The 15709-nt window shown below is 37.2% G+C and carries 16 protein-coding genes; 1 reads left to right on the forward strand and 15 read right to left on the reverse strand.

Annotated features, from left to right (window positions below):
- Positions 1 to 156: 156 nt before the first annotated feature.
- A complete protein-coding gene (locus AC3WSO_RS15785; RefSeq protein WP_492532132.1) occupies positions 157 to 537 on the reverse strand; it encodes a PH domain-containing protein in 381 nt (126 codons plus the stop codon).
- Between the two features lie 443 nt (positions 538 to 980).
- Here AC3WSO_RS15785 and AC3WSO_RS15790 point away from each other — a divergent pair, with 443 nt between their 5' ends.
- On the forward strand, positions 981 to 1289 hold the full coding sequence (locus AC3WSO_RS15790) for a hypothetical protein (protein WP_492532134.1): 309 nt from the start codon (positions 981 to 983) through the stop codon (positions 1287 to 1289).
- Between the two features lie 540 nt (positions 1290 to 1829).
- Here the strand turns inward: AC3WSO_RS15790 and AC3WSO_RS15795 are convergent.
- From AC3WSO_RS15795 to nusB, 14 genes are all read right to left on the reverse strand, one after another.
- Complete coding sequence (locus AC3WSO_RS15795) at positions 1830 to 2174, reverse strand: hypothetical protein (protein ID WP_492532135.1); 345 nt, start codon at positions 2172 to 2174, stop codon at positions 1830 to 1832.
- A gap of 145 nt (positions 2175 to 2319) precedes the next feature.
- Entirely contained in the window at positions 2320 to 2442 is a 123-nt protein-coding gene (locus AC3WSO_RS15800; protein WP_492532137.1) for a hypothetical protein, read from the reverse strand.
- A 170-nt stretch (positions 2443 to 2612) separates the two neighbouring features.
- Complete coding sequence (gene spo0A / locus AC3WSO_RS15805) at positions 2613 to 3404, reverse strand: sporulation transcription factor Spo0A (protein WP_079561794.1); 792 nt, start codon at positions 3402 to 3404, stop codon at positions 2613 to 2615.
- 334 nt (positions 3405 to 3738) lie between these two features.
- The gene (locus AC3WSO_RS15810; protein ID WP_492532139.1) at positions 3739 to 4686 is read right to left on the reverse strand and encodes a SpoIVB peptidase S55 domain-containing protein; all 948 of its coding nucleotides are present in this window, start codon (positions 4684 to 4686) and stop codon (positions 3739 to 3741) included.
- 121 nt (positions 4687 to 4807) lie between these two features.
- Positions 4808 to 6499 carry a DNA repair protein RecN gene (recN, locus tag AC3WSO_RS15815; protein WP_349660591.1) on the reverse strand — a complete coding sequence of 564 codons (1692 nt, stop codon included), beginning with the start codon at positions 6497 to 6499 and terminating at the stop codon, positions 4808 to 4810.
- Positions 6500 to 6534: 35 nt separating this feature from the next.
- The gene (ahrC, locus tag AC3WSO_RS15820; protein ID WP_079561797.1) at positions 6535 to 6984 is read right to left on the reverse strand and encodes a transcriptional regulator AhrC/ArgR; all 450 of its coding nucleotides are present in this window, start codon (positions 6982 to 6984) and stop codon (positions 6535 to 6537) included.
- A gap of 100 nt (positions 6985 to 7084) precedes the next feature.
- Positions 7085 to 7903 (reverse strand): TlyA family RNA methyltransferase, encoded by an 819-nt coding sequence (locus AC3WSO_RS15825; RefSeq protein ID WP_492532140.1) that lies wholly within the window; start codon positions 7901 to 7903, stop codon positions 7085 to 7087.
- Positions 7903 to 9804 (reverse strand): 1-deoxy-D-xylulose-5-phosphate synthase, encoded by a 1902-nt coding sequence (gene dxs, locus AC3WSO_RS15830; protein ID WP_492532142.1) that lies wholly within the window; start codon positions 9802 to 9804, stop codon positions 7903 to 7905. The genes AC3WSO_RS15825 and dxs overlap by 1 nt, the downstream gene beginning before the upstream one ends.
- A gap of 164 nt (positions 9805 to 9968) precedes the next feature.
- Positions 9969 to 10850: a polyprenyl synthetase family protein gene (locus AC3WSO_RS15835; RefSeq protein ID WP_492532143.1), complete on the reverse strand. Its 882-nt coding sequence runs from the start codon at positions 10848 to 10850 to the stop codon at positions 9969 to 9971.
- Positions 10851 to 10853: 3 nt separating this feature from the next.
- On the reverse strand, positions 10854 to 11087 hold the full coding sequence (xseB, locus tag AC3WSO_RS15840) for an exodeoxyribonuclease VII small subunit (RefSeq protein WP_492532145.1): 234 nt from the start codon (positions 11085 to 11087) through the stop codon (positions 10854 to 10856).
- Positions 11088 to 11089: 2 nt separating this feature from the next.
- A complete protein-coding gene (xseA, locus tag AC3WSO_RS15845) occupies positions 11090 to 12442 on the reverse strand; it encodes an exodeoxyribonuclease VII large subunit (protein ID WP_492532147.1) in 1353 nt (450 codons plus the stop codon).
- A gap of 479 nt (positions 12443 to 12921) precedes the next feature.
- On the reverse strand, positions 12922 to 13737 hold the full coding sequence (locus AC3WSO_RS15850; protein ID WP_492532149.1) for an undecaprenyl-diphosphate phosphatase: 816 nt from the start codon (positions 13735 to 13737) through the stop codon (positions 12922 to 12924).
- A 138-nt stretch (positions 13738 to 13875) separates the two neighbouring features.
- Positions 13876 to 14742 (reverse strand): bifunctional methylenetetrahydrofolate dehydrogenase/methenyltetrahydrofolate cyclohydrolase FolD, encoded by an 867-nt coding sequence (gene folD, locus AC3WSO_RS15855; RefSeq protein ID WP_492532150.1) that lies wholly within the window; start codon positions 14740 to 14742, stop codon positions 13876 to 13878.
- Positions 14743 to 14775: 33 nt separating this feature from the next.
- Entirely contained in the window at positions 14776 to 15156 is a 381-nt protein-coding gene (gene nusB / locus AC3WSO_RS15860) for a transcription antitermination factor NusB (protein WP_053483714.1), read from the reverse strand.
- Positions 15157 to 15709 lie beyond the last annotated feature (553 nt).

Genomic DNA, 15709 nt, shown 5'->3' on the forward strand with positions numbered 1-15709 from the left:
TCAGTCGTGTGTTGTTTCTGTCGCTTCGCTTTCGCACAGATAAATTACCACAGAACATTGCGTTCTTAGACTGAGTTCCTGTATTTCAGCGGGTGTTTGGACACAAACTGAAAGGAAGTTATAAACGATCAACAGTATTGTTGATCGTTTAATTTATTACTTTCCTAATACATGTTCCGCTAATACACTTTGAATTTTATATATGTTAGTTGATTTATTAAAGCTTTTCTGTATTGGTAATTCATTACCTGAAACCCAAATTTTCAACTCTGCATCTAAATCAAATGTCCCTGCCGTTTCAACCGAAAAATGAAGAATACTTTTATATGGAATTGAATGGTATTGCGTCTTCTTTCCAGTCACTCCTTGTTTATCAATTAAGATAAGTCTTTTATCCGTAAAAATAAATGTGTCTCTTATTATTTTGTAAGCATTCTTAATTGTTTCATTAGGTGTTAATAAGCCTTTAATTTCTTCCTTTAATTTTTCTAGATTAACTTCACTTGCATTACCTATTATCCCATCAAATAACCCCATCTGAACTCCCCCTCCAAATGTCCATCTTTCATTTAGAATATGAGAATATTTTTCCATAAATTCAACCTACGACCGATCAATTATGCCTCTACATATTTGCGTCCGATATCAACTTTGTGATTAAGCCCGCATGTGAGACGACACGATGTTTAGCGTAAACTGCGAATATATTTCTTTCATGTTATTCGCAATGGTCGTGTCGCTAACTGGTTGCCAAAATTGGTTCGCCATTCCACATCTTTCTTCGTTTGAACGAATCGTATTTTTTATGTACACCATCATTATCGAAAACATGTTATGGTAAAAGCCTATTACCTGCTGTCTTACTGAATCAAAGCAGTAATTGCTGAGTAGTCATTCTCTGAGCCACTCACTGTATTGAATAGAATGGATATTAGAATATAACGTTGAATTAAGTAAATGATTGGAAGTGGATATCTAAAATGCAAGAAATATTAAAAAGTTTCATGAACGATCCGTGGTGGTTGATTCCAAAAGGTATGTCAGAGTACTTAACCGAGGAATTAGAAAAAGAACTTCCATTAAAACACATTCTATACGGAAAAAATGCAATAGCAGTAGCTAGAAGAGAAGATAACGATGATGTTATTTTTTGGATTAAAAAGCTAAATAAATATGCTGTAGTTCATTTAACATTCTCAAAAGAAACTTCCAGCGAATTTCCTATTACATTGCTATTTACATTGCGTGAGTTAGAAGAATATTGTAAGACTGTTTCAAAATTTTATTAAATAAAATTTAATGTCCTTATTCTTCCATGATGCCAAAATCGCTACGTCGTTCTGGGTGGTTTACGGGTGTTTTTGCAGCACTTATCTCGAACTTACCTCTTCTTTCGACAGAATGAATTTAAGTTCGTATATGCTCTATTTTATCACTTTTAACGTTATCTATTCCTACATTAACTAAAAGACACCATGCGGCGAAGGAGCTTTTGCGAAACACTTCAATATATAACGGTTAATCTAGATAAAATGGATTAAAAAGCATAAAAAATACTCCTTCTCAACCAGTCAACCACGATTTACCACGAATAGCTTGGTCATTTTAGAACAATCTCCCTTGTTTGAAATGCCAACCACGAATTATATGGAAGGCAAAATTACGCACTTTTCACCATAAAAAGTAACTCAAGTCAAATTCTATTCTCTATGTATTCACTATTGAAAGAATTTAGAAATCGATTCTTCTTTTTTATGTTTGGGGAGAGGATAAAAGAAATTATAAATATCAAAAAGCATAGGCTTTTTACGCCTATGCTTTATCAGACATTAATGTGACATCGTTATTCTTTTACAAGCTATTTTTGCCGCTGGCGTTCCAACACCAGCATCAAGTGCTGCATCTACTGATTCTCCCCATGAACCACTGCTAGCCTTTATTTCGTTCCCTGCTTTAAAAACTCCCTCTGCTACAATTTGAACACAATCATAATAGTCTGGGTTAGGATTACTTTCAAGATACTGTGCAGCTAATTCGTCTGCTTTCTTTTGTATTGAAACTCGACCTTGTTCAGCCAATGAACTAAAAACACTCTCAGCTTGCCCACCAAAGTGTACTATTACGTCGTTAATGTCTTGACCAGTACGATGTATATCTCCCATTTCAGATGACATATTTAGTCCTCCCAATCCTTGAAATTTGAACATTTTTTTAGGTTCACAAATATTTTCTCCAACCGAGATTGTTCTTATCCATCAACAACTATCCTAAATAATCCTCAATTTCCACTAGAGTAATTTAACTCCACAACCATATACACTAATATTCCCCTGTATCAATCATCCATTTTACGTAAACTTTAAGGTTTAACTTCATTGTTTTTATAGCAAATCCTTTAGCCGCACAATCAAGCATTAAACAGTCTATTACAATATCAGTCAAAAAAAAACACCTCCATGAACGGGATTTTCCCCATAAATGAATGTGTTTCATAAATTAATTCAATTAATTAACATTAGTTTTATGATTTGAACTATGAACTCTGTAGTTAGTCTGTATAAATTCAATGAATTCTCTCTAAATAAGTCCTGTAATCCTTTGTAGCTCTAACCTTAGCTCGCCATCATATCAATACGAATCTTGTCAGCGATCATGGCGATAAATTCACTATTTGTCGGTTTCGACTTCAAATGATGTACCGTATAACCAAACATCGACGAAATCGATTCATAATTGCCACGGTTCCATGCGACTTCAATGGCATGACGAATCGCACGTTCAACTCGTGATGGCGTTGTATTGAATTTTTTAGCAATTTCTGGATACAAAATTTTCGTCACAGATCCTAATAACTCGATATCTTCGAATACCATCTGAATAGCTTCTCTCAAATAAGAGTAACCTTTTATATGTGCAGGAACGCCAATTTCTTTAATAATGGCCGTAATCGTGCTATCTAATTGATGTTGATTTAATTTTTGAGGTGCCGTCGGTTGTAAAACACTTGTCTTTTTAGGAAGTGTTGCTTTCTGTCCAGCACAATGTAAGATTTTTTGAACCAATTGATCAAATTCAAATGGCTTTAGCATGAAATAGGACGCACCTAAGTCCACAGCTTGTTTCATCACGTCTTCTTGACCAAATGCAGTTAACATTATAACTTGAATTGATGACATTTGTTCATTTTGATACATCGACTCTAAAACAGCTAGCCCATCAAGATGTGGCATAATAATATCTAGCAGCAAAATATCTGGTGTGAATTCCTCAAGCATTTGTAAACAAACTTTCCCATTTGAAGCAGTTGCAATGATTTCAATTTCTGGATGTCCTTGAAAATACTGCTCCATCGTCTTTAATAACTCACGATTATCATCTGCAATAGCTACTTTAACCTTTGTCATTTAAAATTCCTCCTTATGAACTGTGCTTCGAATATCCCGTTACCTACCCCAATGCTTTTTTTTGCACACTGTGGAATTTTCGACATTTTTGTTTTAAAAACCTTTTCAATTTCCAAAAATGAGTATGTAGTCTGATACTTTCTTTTAATATCGACAAGTTATGATAAATAACTGACAAAGCTTCGAATGCTTATACCCTTTATTTTAGTGAAAAAATGAAGATAAAACTACAGTTTTTTTTAAGTATCGCTAATCGCTTCATAAATAAACGAAATACATGGTGAACAATATATTTTCATGAAAGAATGGAGCTACCTCTTGGCAGCTCCTTCTTTTAAGATGATTTTTTTAACATTTCCGCTACAGTTATTGCTGCTCCTTTTTTCGGCTCCTCCACAAACATATGCGTGACCGCACCTACAAAACGACCATCTTGAATGATAGGACTGCCACTCATTCCCTGCAAAATACCACCTGTTTTTTCAATGAGCTTTTTGTCAGTGACTATGAATTCAAGGCGTTCATTTTCAACCTTTATAATATCAATTGAAAAAGTCTCCACCTTACTGCCTTTGATCGCAGTATAGATTTCTGCTTTTCCTGCTTTTATATCCTTTTCATGCATAATTTCAATTGCTTTAGGCAAACTTTGTTGATAACCGTCTTCCCAACGGCCGAAAATTCCATAAACTGTATTTTTATCTATACTTCCTAATCGATCCTGTTGTTTTTCAATGGAGGATATTTTATAGCCAGGTTGGCCAGGTATACTTTTACGAATTTGTTGAATCGAAGCTAAAAAAATGGAGCCAGCATGGAAATTAGGGGCTTCTTGTAAGGTTGAATCAACGATTTGGTGGCCTAACGCACCGTAATTTTTTGTCTCTGGATCAATGTATGTCAATGTTCCTACTCCATCTGTTTCATCTTTTAGAAAGGAAATAACATGTTCAGCTTCTTGCTCCTGTAATTCAAGTGTCACTTCTTTTCCTTCATTTTTTATCGTCCATTTCTGTTGTCCTTGTCGAGCAACAGCTTTTTTGGCATCTGCAAGTGTTTTTACTGTAATATCATTTATTTTTTCAATTACAGCGCCTCCTTTCATCCACTGATTGGAAGCTAATAGCACATCATGTGCTACAAATACATGTGATAGTTGAAGTTGAATACCAATTGCTTCGCCCATCGGAATTAGCTTTTTTGCGGCAAAAACCTTTACGGGCATGAATAATAAAACGATGAGCATAGGCAAAATGACAAATTGACGCCAACGACGATACATACGACACCTCCTTTTTATTTTTGTCTTTATACTATGTGTTGTTGTGGCGTTCTTATAAGCGGTAAATATTTGCGCAAAAAGAAAAAACCCAGAAACAAAGAGCTGTTTCTGGATTCTTTTGCTATCTCATTTGTTTTTTTCGTTCATTCGCCATTTTTAAAAGCTCTGTTGCGTGCTGCAATGTTAAATCTGTAATTTCCGCTCCAGATATCATACGACTGACTTCTTCGATACGAGCATTCGTGTCTATTTCCAGTAATGACGTAAATGTTCGATCATGCTCAACTTCTTTTTTAATAAAATAATGATGATCAGCCATCGCAGCTACTTGTGGTAAATGCGAAATACATAAAACTTGAGAGTTAATGGATACTGCTGCAATTTTTTCTGCGATTGCTTGCGCTACGCGACCACTTACACCTGTGTCTACTTCATCAAAAATAATAGATGTAATACCATTAGACGATGAGAAAATCGTCTTTAACGCAAGCATCATACGCGATAATTCTCCACCAGAAGCAATTTTCGGCAAAGATTTTGGCGGCTCGCCTACATTCGTAGAAATATAAAAAATTACTTGGTCTTTTCCGTTTGCATCAAAGAAAGGTAATTCATCAAAATTCACAATAAATTTTGCTTTTTCCATATGTAATTCACGCAGTTCGGCCATAATAGCTTCACTTAAATTATGTGCAGCTTCTTTTCGAACAGTAGAAAGTTCTGCAGCAAGCTCCTCAAGTACCGTTTCCATTTCCAGCACTTTTCTTTCTTTCACTTGCAAAATTTCGTCTCGATTTAAAAGCTCATTTAGCTCTGTTTTAATTTTATCGTAATACGCTAAAATCTCTTCTACTGTTGAGCCATATTTGCGCTTCAAATTTTGTAATAAGGCTAAACGTTGCTCAACCTCATTTAAACGGGCGGGATCAAATTCTAATTCGTCCAACACATTTTTAACCTGATACGCAGCATCTTGTAACGCATAAAATGCAGTAGTAACAGATTCGGATGCCTCTTTGAATTGTTCGTCAATAGTGGCAGCATCCTCTAAGGCTCCCATTGCATTGCCAATCCAGTCAAGGCCTTTCGATTCACCTTGAATGGCTTCATATGCTGCACTGGAGCGTTCAAAAATCTTATTGAAATTCATTAGACGACGGCGTTCATCAAGAAGCTCATCTTCCTCGCCAAGTTTTAAATTGGCATCCTCCAGCTCTTTCATTTGGAATTGATACAAATCAATACGTTGCGCCATTAACTGTTCATCAATTGAAATCGAAGCTAATTCTTTTTTTAGTGAACGATATTCATCATATTGAGAACTGTAGGCCTCTTGAATTGGTGTAAGTTGTTCCTCGGCAAAATGATCAAGTAAAGAGATATGCTGCTTCTCATCCATTAATTCTTGATTTTCATGCTGACCATGAATATCGATAAGGCTAGCCCCAATATCACGTAAAACAGATAATGGCACAAGTTTACCGTTTACTCGACAAACACTTTTTCCAGAATCATTTAAATCACGACGTAAAATAATGGTATCTTCTTCAATTTCAATGCCTGCCTCTTCAAGTTTCTTATGAACAGGATGTCCAGAACTTGAAATTTGAAATAAACCGCCTAATTCTGCCTTTTTAGCTCCATGACGAATAAATTCGGTATTTCCTCGTCCGCCAGCAAGTAAATGCACTGCATCGATAATAATGGATTTTCCTGCTCCTGTTTCACCTGTTAAAACAGTTAAACCACCTGAAAAACTAACAGTTAAATCCTCGATGATGGCAAAATTTCTTATACTTAGCTCTCTTAACACAAAATGTCACCTCTGTATCAAATTACCCTGCTATTTTATAGCATTTCTAATAAGCGATTTTTAGTATTTTCACGCTCATCTTCATTACGACAAATAATTAAAATAGTATCGTCTCCAGAAATAGTCCCTAAAATTTCAGGCCAATCTAAATGGTCAAGTAATGATGCAATAGCATTGGCATTACCAGGAAGAGCCTTCATAACTAAAAAGTGTGAGGCACCATCAATGCTGACAAAAGCATCAGCTAATGCACGATGTAATTTTTGTATAGGATTGAATCGTTGGTCTGCGGGTAGGCTATATTTATAGCGTCCATCTTGTAAAGGTACTTTAACAAGATGAAGTTCTTTAATGTCACGTGATACTGTTGCTTGTGTCACATTATAGCCTGCATCTTTTAAAAAATCGACTAAATCATCTTGTGTTTCGATTTCATGATTGGCAATAATATCCCGAATTCGTATATGTCGTTGTCCTTTGTTCATCTCGGTCACCTCTTATAAATAGTTGAATATTTGTATATTTACACTACCATTTAAAACATAAAAGCACAAGAAAAAACACGGCTCTGTAAACGAGCACGTGTTATTTTAGTGCACTATGCGCTTCTTCAACGAGTGTATTAAAAGCTGTATATGCAGAGACATCTTCATCACCAATAGGATTCACTAAATGGAATAAAAATTCAATATTCCCTTCACCACCTGTAATTGGCGAAAACGAAGCATCCTTAACGACAAAGCCAACCTCTGTCGCCATTGCAGCTGTCTTTTCTAAAACTTCTAAATGTACTTTTTTATCACGAACAATACCTTTTTTACCGACATTCTCTTTCCCAGCTTCAAACTGAGGCTTTACAAGTGCCATTACATCGCCACCTGGCATTAACAATGTTTTTAAGACAGGTAAAATAAGTGATAATGAAATAAAGCTGACATCAATTGTTGCAAAGTCTGGTAAGCCTTCTGTTAAATCTGGGGCTGTCGTATAACGGAAATTTGTTTTTTCCATGACAGTTACACGTTCATCAGAACGGATTTTCCATGCTAGTTGGTTGGAACCAACGTCCAATGCATAGCAATGTCTTGCACCATTTTGTAATGCACAATCGGTAAATCCTCCTGTAGAGGAGCCAATATCTAGCATTAGCTTCCCCTCTACAGACATATCAAAAATTTGTAGCGCTTTTTCTAGCTTCAAGCCGCCACGGCTAACATATTTTAAATCAGAGCCTTTTACTTGTAGCGGTGCATCAATAGCGATTTTTTCCCCCGCCTTATCAATGCGAATTTCATTTGAAAAAACAAGCCCTGCCATAATAGAGCGCTTTGCTTTTTCTCGCGTTTCGCATAGTCCACGCTCTACAAGTAAAATATCTACACGTTCTTTTGGATGTTTTGTCATTATTTATTCAAACCTACTTGCTGTTTTTGTTGAAGTAACACATGCATTCGTGCCACTGTATCTTCAGCTGTCATATGAATTTCAGCGAGAAGCTGGTCTACATTACCATGCTCAATAAAATGATCCGGTATACCCATACGATCGATCAGTGCACTTAAATAGCCATGGTCATGGGCAAATTCTAATACACCACTCCCAAAACCACCTTGTAGAACCGCCTCTTCAATCGTTAATATCGGTTTACGGCTTGATAATATACGGTGAAGCATATTCTCATCCATTGGTTTAATGAAACGAGCATTGACTACTTCTATCTCTACACCTTGCTGTGCTAAAATACCGGCTGCTTCCATTGCCATTGGAATCGTCGTACCAAAGGTTAAGATCGTAGCATCTTTACCTTCACGCAACACTTCCCAGCTACCAATTGGTAACAATTTAAGCTCATCGTCTAACGGAACGCCTATACCATTACCTCGTGGATAACGTAACGCAATTGGACCGCCATCATATTCAATGGCTGTTTTCACCATATGTTGACCTTCATTTTCATCTTTCGGCATCATAATTGTCATATTTGGGATATGACGAAGGAATGCAATATCAAATACGCCTTGATGGGTTTCACCGTCTGCGCCAACTAAGCCTGCACGGTCAATTCCTATAAAGACATTTAAATTTGGACGTGCGATATCATGTAGTACTTGGTCATAGGCACGTTGAAGGAATGTTGAGTAAATGGCTAAAAATGGTTTCATTTTTTGCGTCGCTAGACCTGCTGCCATCGTGGCTGCATGTTGTTCGGCAATCCCCACATCAAAGAAACGTTCTGGGAAATCCTTTTGGATCCCTTGTAGTTTCGAGCCCACCGGCATTGCAGGTGTAATTGTGACAATTCGTTTATCCTCATGAGCAATTTTACGAACAGTCTCTGCAACCAAACTACTCCAAGCTGGACCTTTCGCCTCTGATTTTACAAAAGCACCGTTTTCAATTTTATAAGGACCTGTCCCATGCCAATTACCGATTGTATCATCTTCAGCTGGTTTATATCCTTTGCCCTTTTTCGTAATCACATGAACGAGCACTGGGCCTTTTACTTTTTTAGCTTGTGATAAAGTTGCCTCAAGAGCTTCGAAATCATGTCCATCAATCGGTCCTAGATATTTAAAGCCTAGCTCCTCAAAGAACACTCCTGATACCACTAAATATTTTAAGCTATCCTTTAAGCGTTCAGCAGTTGAAGCAAGCTTACCGCCTAGCACAGGAATCTTATTCATAAGTGATTCCAGTTCTTCTTTTGCTTTTGAATATTCCTTGGCTGTACGAAGACGTCCCAGTACATTGTGTAACGCTCCGACGTTTGGAGCGATTGACATTTCATTATCGTTTAAAATGACAATCATATTCGTTTCAGCATGACCTATATGGTTTAATGCCTCTAGTGCCATACCACCTGTTAAAGCTCCATCTCCAATAATTGGTATCACGAAGTTCTTTTCATTTTTAATATCACGTGCTGCTGCCATACCCATAGCTGCTGACAAAGATGTCGAGCTATGACCTGTCTCCCACTCATCATGTTCACTCTCCACATGCTTTGGAAAACCACAAAGTCCTTTGAACTGACGTAATGTGTCAAATTGACTTGCACGACCTGTCAAAATTTTGTGCACGTAAGCTTGGTGGCCAACATCCCATAAAAACTTATCTTGTGGACTGTCAAACATTTTATGGAGCATAATCGTTAACTCCACAACACCTAGGTTCGGCCCGATATGACCACCTGTGACAGAACATTTTTCGATTAAGAAGGCACGAATTTCTTGCGCAAGTCGCTCAAGCTCCTTCTTATCTAAGTTTTTTAAAAAGGCTGGACTAGTTATCTTATTTAAATCCACCTTTCTCACACACCTTTTCAATAAATTATTCACCGTAATTGTGTTTCCACCATTATAACAGTGTTATCAATATGCTAAAAGTACGAACACTTTATTGTTTGCACATTGGCAAACGCCCTCACCTATTCTAGCATACTCTATGCCTTTAACGCCTCGTTTTTATCCTAGTTTTTACGATGAACAATATAGGCTGCAAAATCACGTAATAAGCTGGCATCCACTTGCAATTTATCTAGTGCGTTATTGGCATGCTGATAATGCTCAGCAAGCTTTTCCTTTGCCCCATCTAAAGTTAGCAGAGCTGGGTATGTGCTTTTATCACTTGCTACATCTTTACCTGCAGTTTTCCCTAGTTCTTCTGTAGTTCCCTCAATATCTAAAATATCGTCTTGGATTTGGAAGGCAAGGCCGATATGATGCGCATATACTTTTAAAGTTTCGCGCTCTTTTTGCGATACATCAGCTAACACTGCTCCCGCTTCAATACTAAATCGTAGTAAAGCACCCGTTTTATTAATATGGACATGCTCAAGCTCAGCTAAGTTCAGCTGACGCTTTTCACCTTCTATATCGAGTACTTGACCCCCAACCATACCTTCTGCACCAGCTGCTTCACTTAACAGACTGACAAGTTCAATACGTTTTTCAGCTGATACATTCATGCGTGCTAAAATGCCAAACGCAAGTGTATTCAATGCATCACCTGCAAGTGTCGCTAATGCATCGCCATAAACTTTATGGTTTGTCGGCTTACCACGACGGAAATCGTCATTATCCATACTTGGTAAATCATCATGGATTAACGAATACGTATGGATGATTTCAATGACCGATCCTACAGTTAAACCATCCTTTAAATTTTGATTGTATAGTTCAAGAACAGCCAAAACGAAAAGCGGGCGAATACGTTTACCTCCAGCTTTTAATGAATAAAGCATTGATTCTTTTAAATTGGCTGGTGCGTCAATTTTCTCAACAAGTGCAAACATTTCAGCTTCAACTTGTGGTATGTTGCTTTCAATAAAATGCTTTAATTGCTCGTTCATTTCTTAATTCTCTCCCTTTAGTGGATCAAATGCTGTCGTTTCACCTGTCTCTTGGACAATTGAAATTAGCTGCTCTTCAGCATTTTGTAGCTTGCTATGGCAAAATTGCGAAAGCTCCATGCCTTGTTTATATAAATCAATCGCATTTTCTAGCGGCACATCACCTTGCTCTAGCTGACGGACAATTTCCTCTAGTGTCGTCATTGCTTCTGCGAAAGTTTGTTGTTTCTCTGCCACAATTATTCCCCCTCATTTTTAGGCAAGATCTTTACCACATCAGCAATTACCTTTCCATCATGGAAAGAAAGTGTTAATTGATCCTGTGGCTTAACATCAGCTGCTGATTTCAACATTTGTTGATCTTTATAAGCTACCGTAAAGCCTCTTGTTAAAATGGCAAGCGGATTCAATGCTTCTAAAGTCCTGACGGTTGCCTCAAATTGTTGTTTTTGCTTCGTTACGTAATGCGTCGTAGCACGCGTTAATTGTTGGACATGTGCTTCTAGCTCTCGTTGATGGAAAGCTAATGCTTTTTTCGGTGAGTGCTGCTCTACCGTACTACGTAATTGTTGAAACTGCGCTGTTTTCTTCATTAAATCGACCTGCATTGCTTTTTGCAATCCCGACTCAAGTTGTGCTAGCCTTTCCGTAAAAGGTCGATATAGACGTTCTGGCATTGACAGCGGGTAAGATTGTTGGAGCTTATTTAGACGTTGCCTTTCTGCAATAAGTTGCGCTCTTACAATTTGGTGGAGCTGTGATTTTTGTGTAAGTACCCGCTGAAATAAATCCTGTTGATCAGGTACAGCCATCTCAGCCGCTGCTGTTGGTGTAGGTGCCCGCAAATCAGCTACATAATCCGCTATAGTTGTATCTGTTTCATGACCCACTGCACTAATAATAGGGATACGACTTTCAAAAATCGCTCTTGCAACAACTTCCTCATTAAATGCCCATAAATCCTCAATCGATCCACCACCTCGTCCAACAATCAGTACATCGCAACTCGCATCAATATTTGCGCTCTCAATATTGCGAACAATATTTGGCGCTGCTTGTGCTCCTTGTACAAGGGTAGGATAAATAAAAATTTCAGCAAGTGGATAGCGTCTCTTTAATGTTGTACAGATATCTCGAATGGCTGCACCTGTTGTCGACGTTAAAACACCGATTTTTTCAGGAAATCTCGGAATTGGTTGTTTCCATTCAGGTTTAAAAAGCCCTTCTTTTTGTAACTGCTCTTTCAGTTGGTTAAAGGCAACAAACAAGCTACCGATTCCATCTGGTTGCATTTCCTGTACATATAATTGATATGTACCGTAGCCTTCGTAAACGTTTACATCCCCACGAATAAATACTTGCATACCTTCCTTAGGTTCAAACGCCAACTTTCCGGCCGCTGATTTAAACATTGTAGCCGCAATTCGTGCTCCATCATCTTTTAATGTAAAGTAAATATGCCCCGATTGATGAATCTTGACATTGGATAGCTCTCCCTTTACATAAACTTCACGTAAATGCGGATCAGCATCAAATTTCCGTTTAATATATTTTGTTAATGCTTTTACAGTTAAATAAGAAGCAGATGTCATTTTTCCGGCTCCTTTACTAAAATCAAGTTTTTCACAAAACTACACCTATCATAACATTTTTTATTGTGCCTGACGTGCCAAAATACAGTTTCGCTTGAAAAAACGACTGTCTTTCATAGAATTGAAAACCTTACTATAACATATCTTAAGATCTCGTATTAGATAAAGTATGCCTTTTAGACGAAATGAGGGGTTGGGTTGCGTTTCGACTAAGTGCTTTGCTTGGACAGCGGATAGAAGGTGCGGAGTAGCGGAGGGAAACGCCAGAGCGACGGTATGAAGACGGAATGAGGGTTAAAGTAGCTTGGACGACGGATAAAAGAGGCGAAGTGACGGATTGAAATGCGACAACGACGGTATGAAATTGAAAAGACGGATAGAATCGTCGAAATGATGGATAGAAGTCAAATACCTACTTTTTCATTTTCTCAACAAACAAGAAAACCTCACAACTAATTAAAGTTATGAGGCATTTTAAATTAATAAAATATTAAAAGAAGCGTACCTACAAAAAAGCAATAATATGTAAAGTAGCTAAGCTTGCCACTTTTCATGATTCCCATAAACCAACGCATTGCAAAATAAGTCATAAATAATGTCGCAATAAATGTCGCAGCATAAGGGATTGCTAATGCACTTTTATTTGGCTCATCTAAAAAATCAGAAATTCCAAGGACAACCCCACCAAGACTTACAGGAATATAAAGCATGAAGGAAAATCGTAAAGCGGTTTCCTGTTTCATACCAACTGCAATGGCTGAAATAATCGTTGCTCCTGATCGACTAATACCAGGTGTTAATGCTACAGCTTGACCAAGGCCTACGATGATTGCGTCTTTCGTAGTCAAATCCGCATCTCTTTTCGTACCACGCATATTACGGATTAGCCATAGGGCAATACCTGTCACAAATAGCATAAGTGCAATCGTTGTCATACTAACATTATCCGCAATAACATCACTTAATAAAACACCTAAAATGCCCGCTGGAATTGAACCGATCACAATGAATATGGAAAAACGAAAATCCGCTTTATAACGATTCTCTCCAGTTTTAAGATAAAGGAAAAAATTTGTGAGGAGTCGGATAATATCCTCTCGATAAATATAGACGATAGCTAGTAAAGATGCTGTGTTCGTTAAAATAGCAAAAGTAAATCCTTGCTCACCAAGACCAAGAATTTCACTTGCAATCATAACATGCCCGCTTGATGATACAGGAATTGGCTCGGTAAATCCTTGTACAAGACCGATAATAATATGTTTGATAATCAGTATTAAATCTATGTTTTCCATAAAAACCTCCCTATTCATATGTATGACCCAAACGTTATATTAGACGTAAAAAAAACATGAAAGTTCTTGGAATACTTAATCATACAAAAAAGCTATCTCAAAAAATTGAGATAGCTTCTTATAAAGAGTCATTCAAAATTATAGCTTAACTATATGTTCAAGCTTATTTTCTGCTGCTTGAACTGTGTTGAATAGTAACATCGTAATTGTCATTGGTCCTACACCGCCTGGTACAGGTGTTATATGAGACGCAATTCCATCAACCTCATTGAAGTTTACGTCACCGCAAAGCTTGTTGTTTTCATCACGATTGATTCCAACATCTATAACAACTGCGCCTTCTTTAACATGCTCTTTCGTAATAAAGTTTGCACGTCCAACTGCCGCAATTAAAATATCTGCTTGCTTAGTGAATGAAGGTAAATTTGGTGTTTTGGAATGCGTATATGTCACAGTTGCATCCTTTTGTAGTAGAAGTTGTCCCATTGGCTTCCCAACGATATGACTACGCCCTACGATGACCGCATGCTTTCCTGCTATTTCGATTCCTGAAAATTCAAGAAGCTTCATTACGCCAAACGGTGTACAAGGCAAAAATGTTTCTTGGCCAAGCATCATTTTCCCAACACTTACTGGTGAGAAGCCATCAACGTCTTTTTCAACAGCAATTGTGGCAATAACAATATCCTCATCAATTTGTTTTGGGAGTGGTAATTGTACTAAAATACCATGAATATCTTCACGATTATTTAATAATTCAATTTGTGCTAATAATGATTCTTGTGTAGTTTCTTCAGGTAGTTTGATTAGCTCTGAAAACATACCGATGGCTTCACAAGATTTTTGCTTATTTCTCACATATGTAGCCGAGGCTTGGTTGTCTCCTACTAGAACAACCGCTAAGCCTGGTGTTAATCCTTGCTCTTTTAAACGCGTTACTCGCTCTGCTACTGAATTACGAATTTCTTGACCAATTTCTTTACCATTAATAATTGCACTTGACATAGACCTTAGTTACTCCTTCCAATTCAACACATGTTATTGTTCTGTAAATTTAGAAAGTACGCCATTAACAAATTTAGACGAACCATCGTCGCCAAATGTTTTGCATAACTCGATTGCTTCATTAAGTACTACTCTTTTTGGTGTTTCTGGCATGTATAAAATCTCGTATACAGCTAGACGTAAAACCGTTCTTTCAATTTTAGGTAAACGGGCAAGCGACCACTTTTCAAGATGCTGTTCTAAAGCAGCATCGATTTCCTCCAAATGTTCAACTGTTCCAGTAACAATCTTTTCATAGAAGACGTTTGTTGGTTGGCCTTTAATATGACCCATTGCTTCCTCTACTGTTAGATCGGTATTGTCTAGCTGAAACAAAACTTGCAACGCTTTTTCGCGTGCTTCATGTCGTTTCATGTAAAGCTCTCCTTCTTAAGTGGCATTAAGGTTTATAATAGCATAAATTCGTAAGAGAAACACGAATTCAAGCAAGTTTTAAATAATCTGATACCTTTTTCAAGCAAGTTTTTGCTTATTTTAACACCCTGCAATTAACTTTACTAAGAAATATATTGAAATTTAAAATCAACCTTTATTATTTAAATACCAAGAATGTTATAATTAAGAAAATTAGTTGTTATCTTTTGAGGTATTCATTATGCAATATGAAGTTACATGTACAAGCTGCAAAAGAACTTTCTAGTTATATGAAGGCGAGGAACAATATAAACAATTCAAAGAACGCAAATCACACCTATTTTCCTGCGATGATTGTAAACATAAAATTCGTTTTGATGCGATCCGAAATTTCTTTAGCTCTTACTAGTAAAGGCATTTTATAAATGAACTTAGAAAAATAACTATGCATGCTCCATTAACATCGTAGCATGAAAGAAATAAAACACTTTGTATAACTGCGAACGAATACTTCCACACTATAAAAATTAATGGAGCATAGGTAATTGCGTCC

Source organism: Lysinibacillus sp. EB106-09-02-XG168, assembly GCF_058791475.1.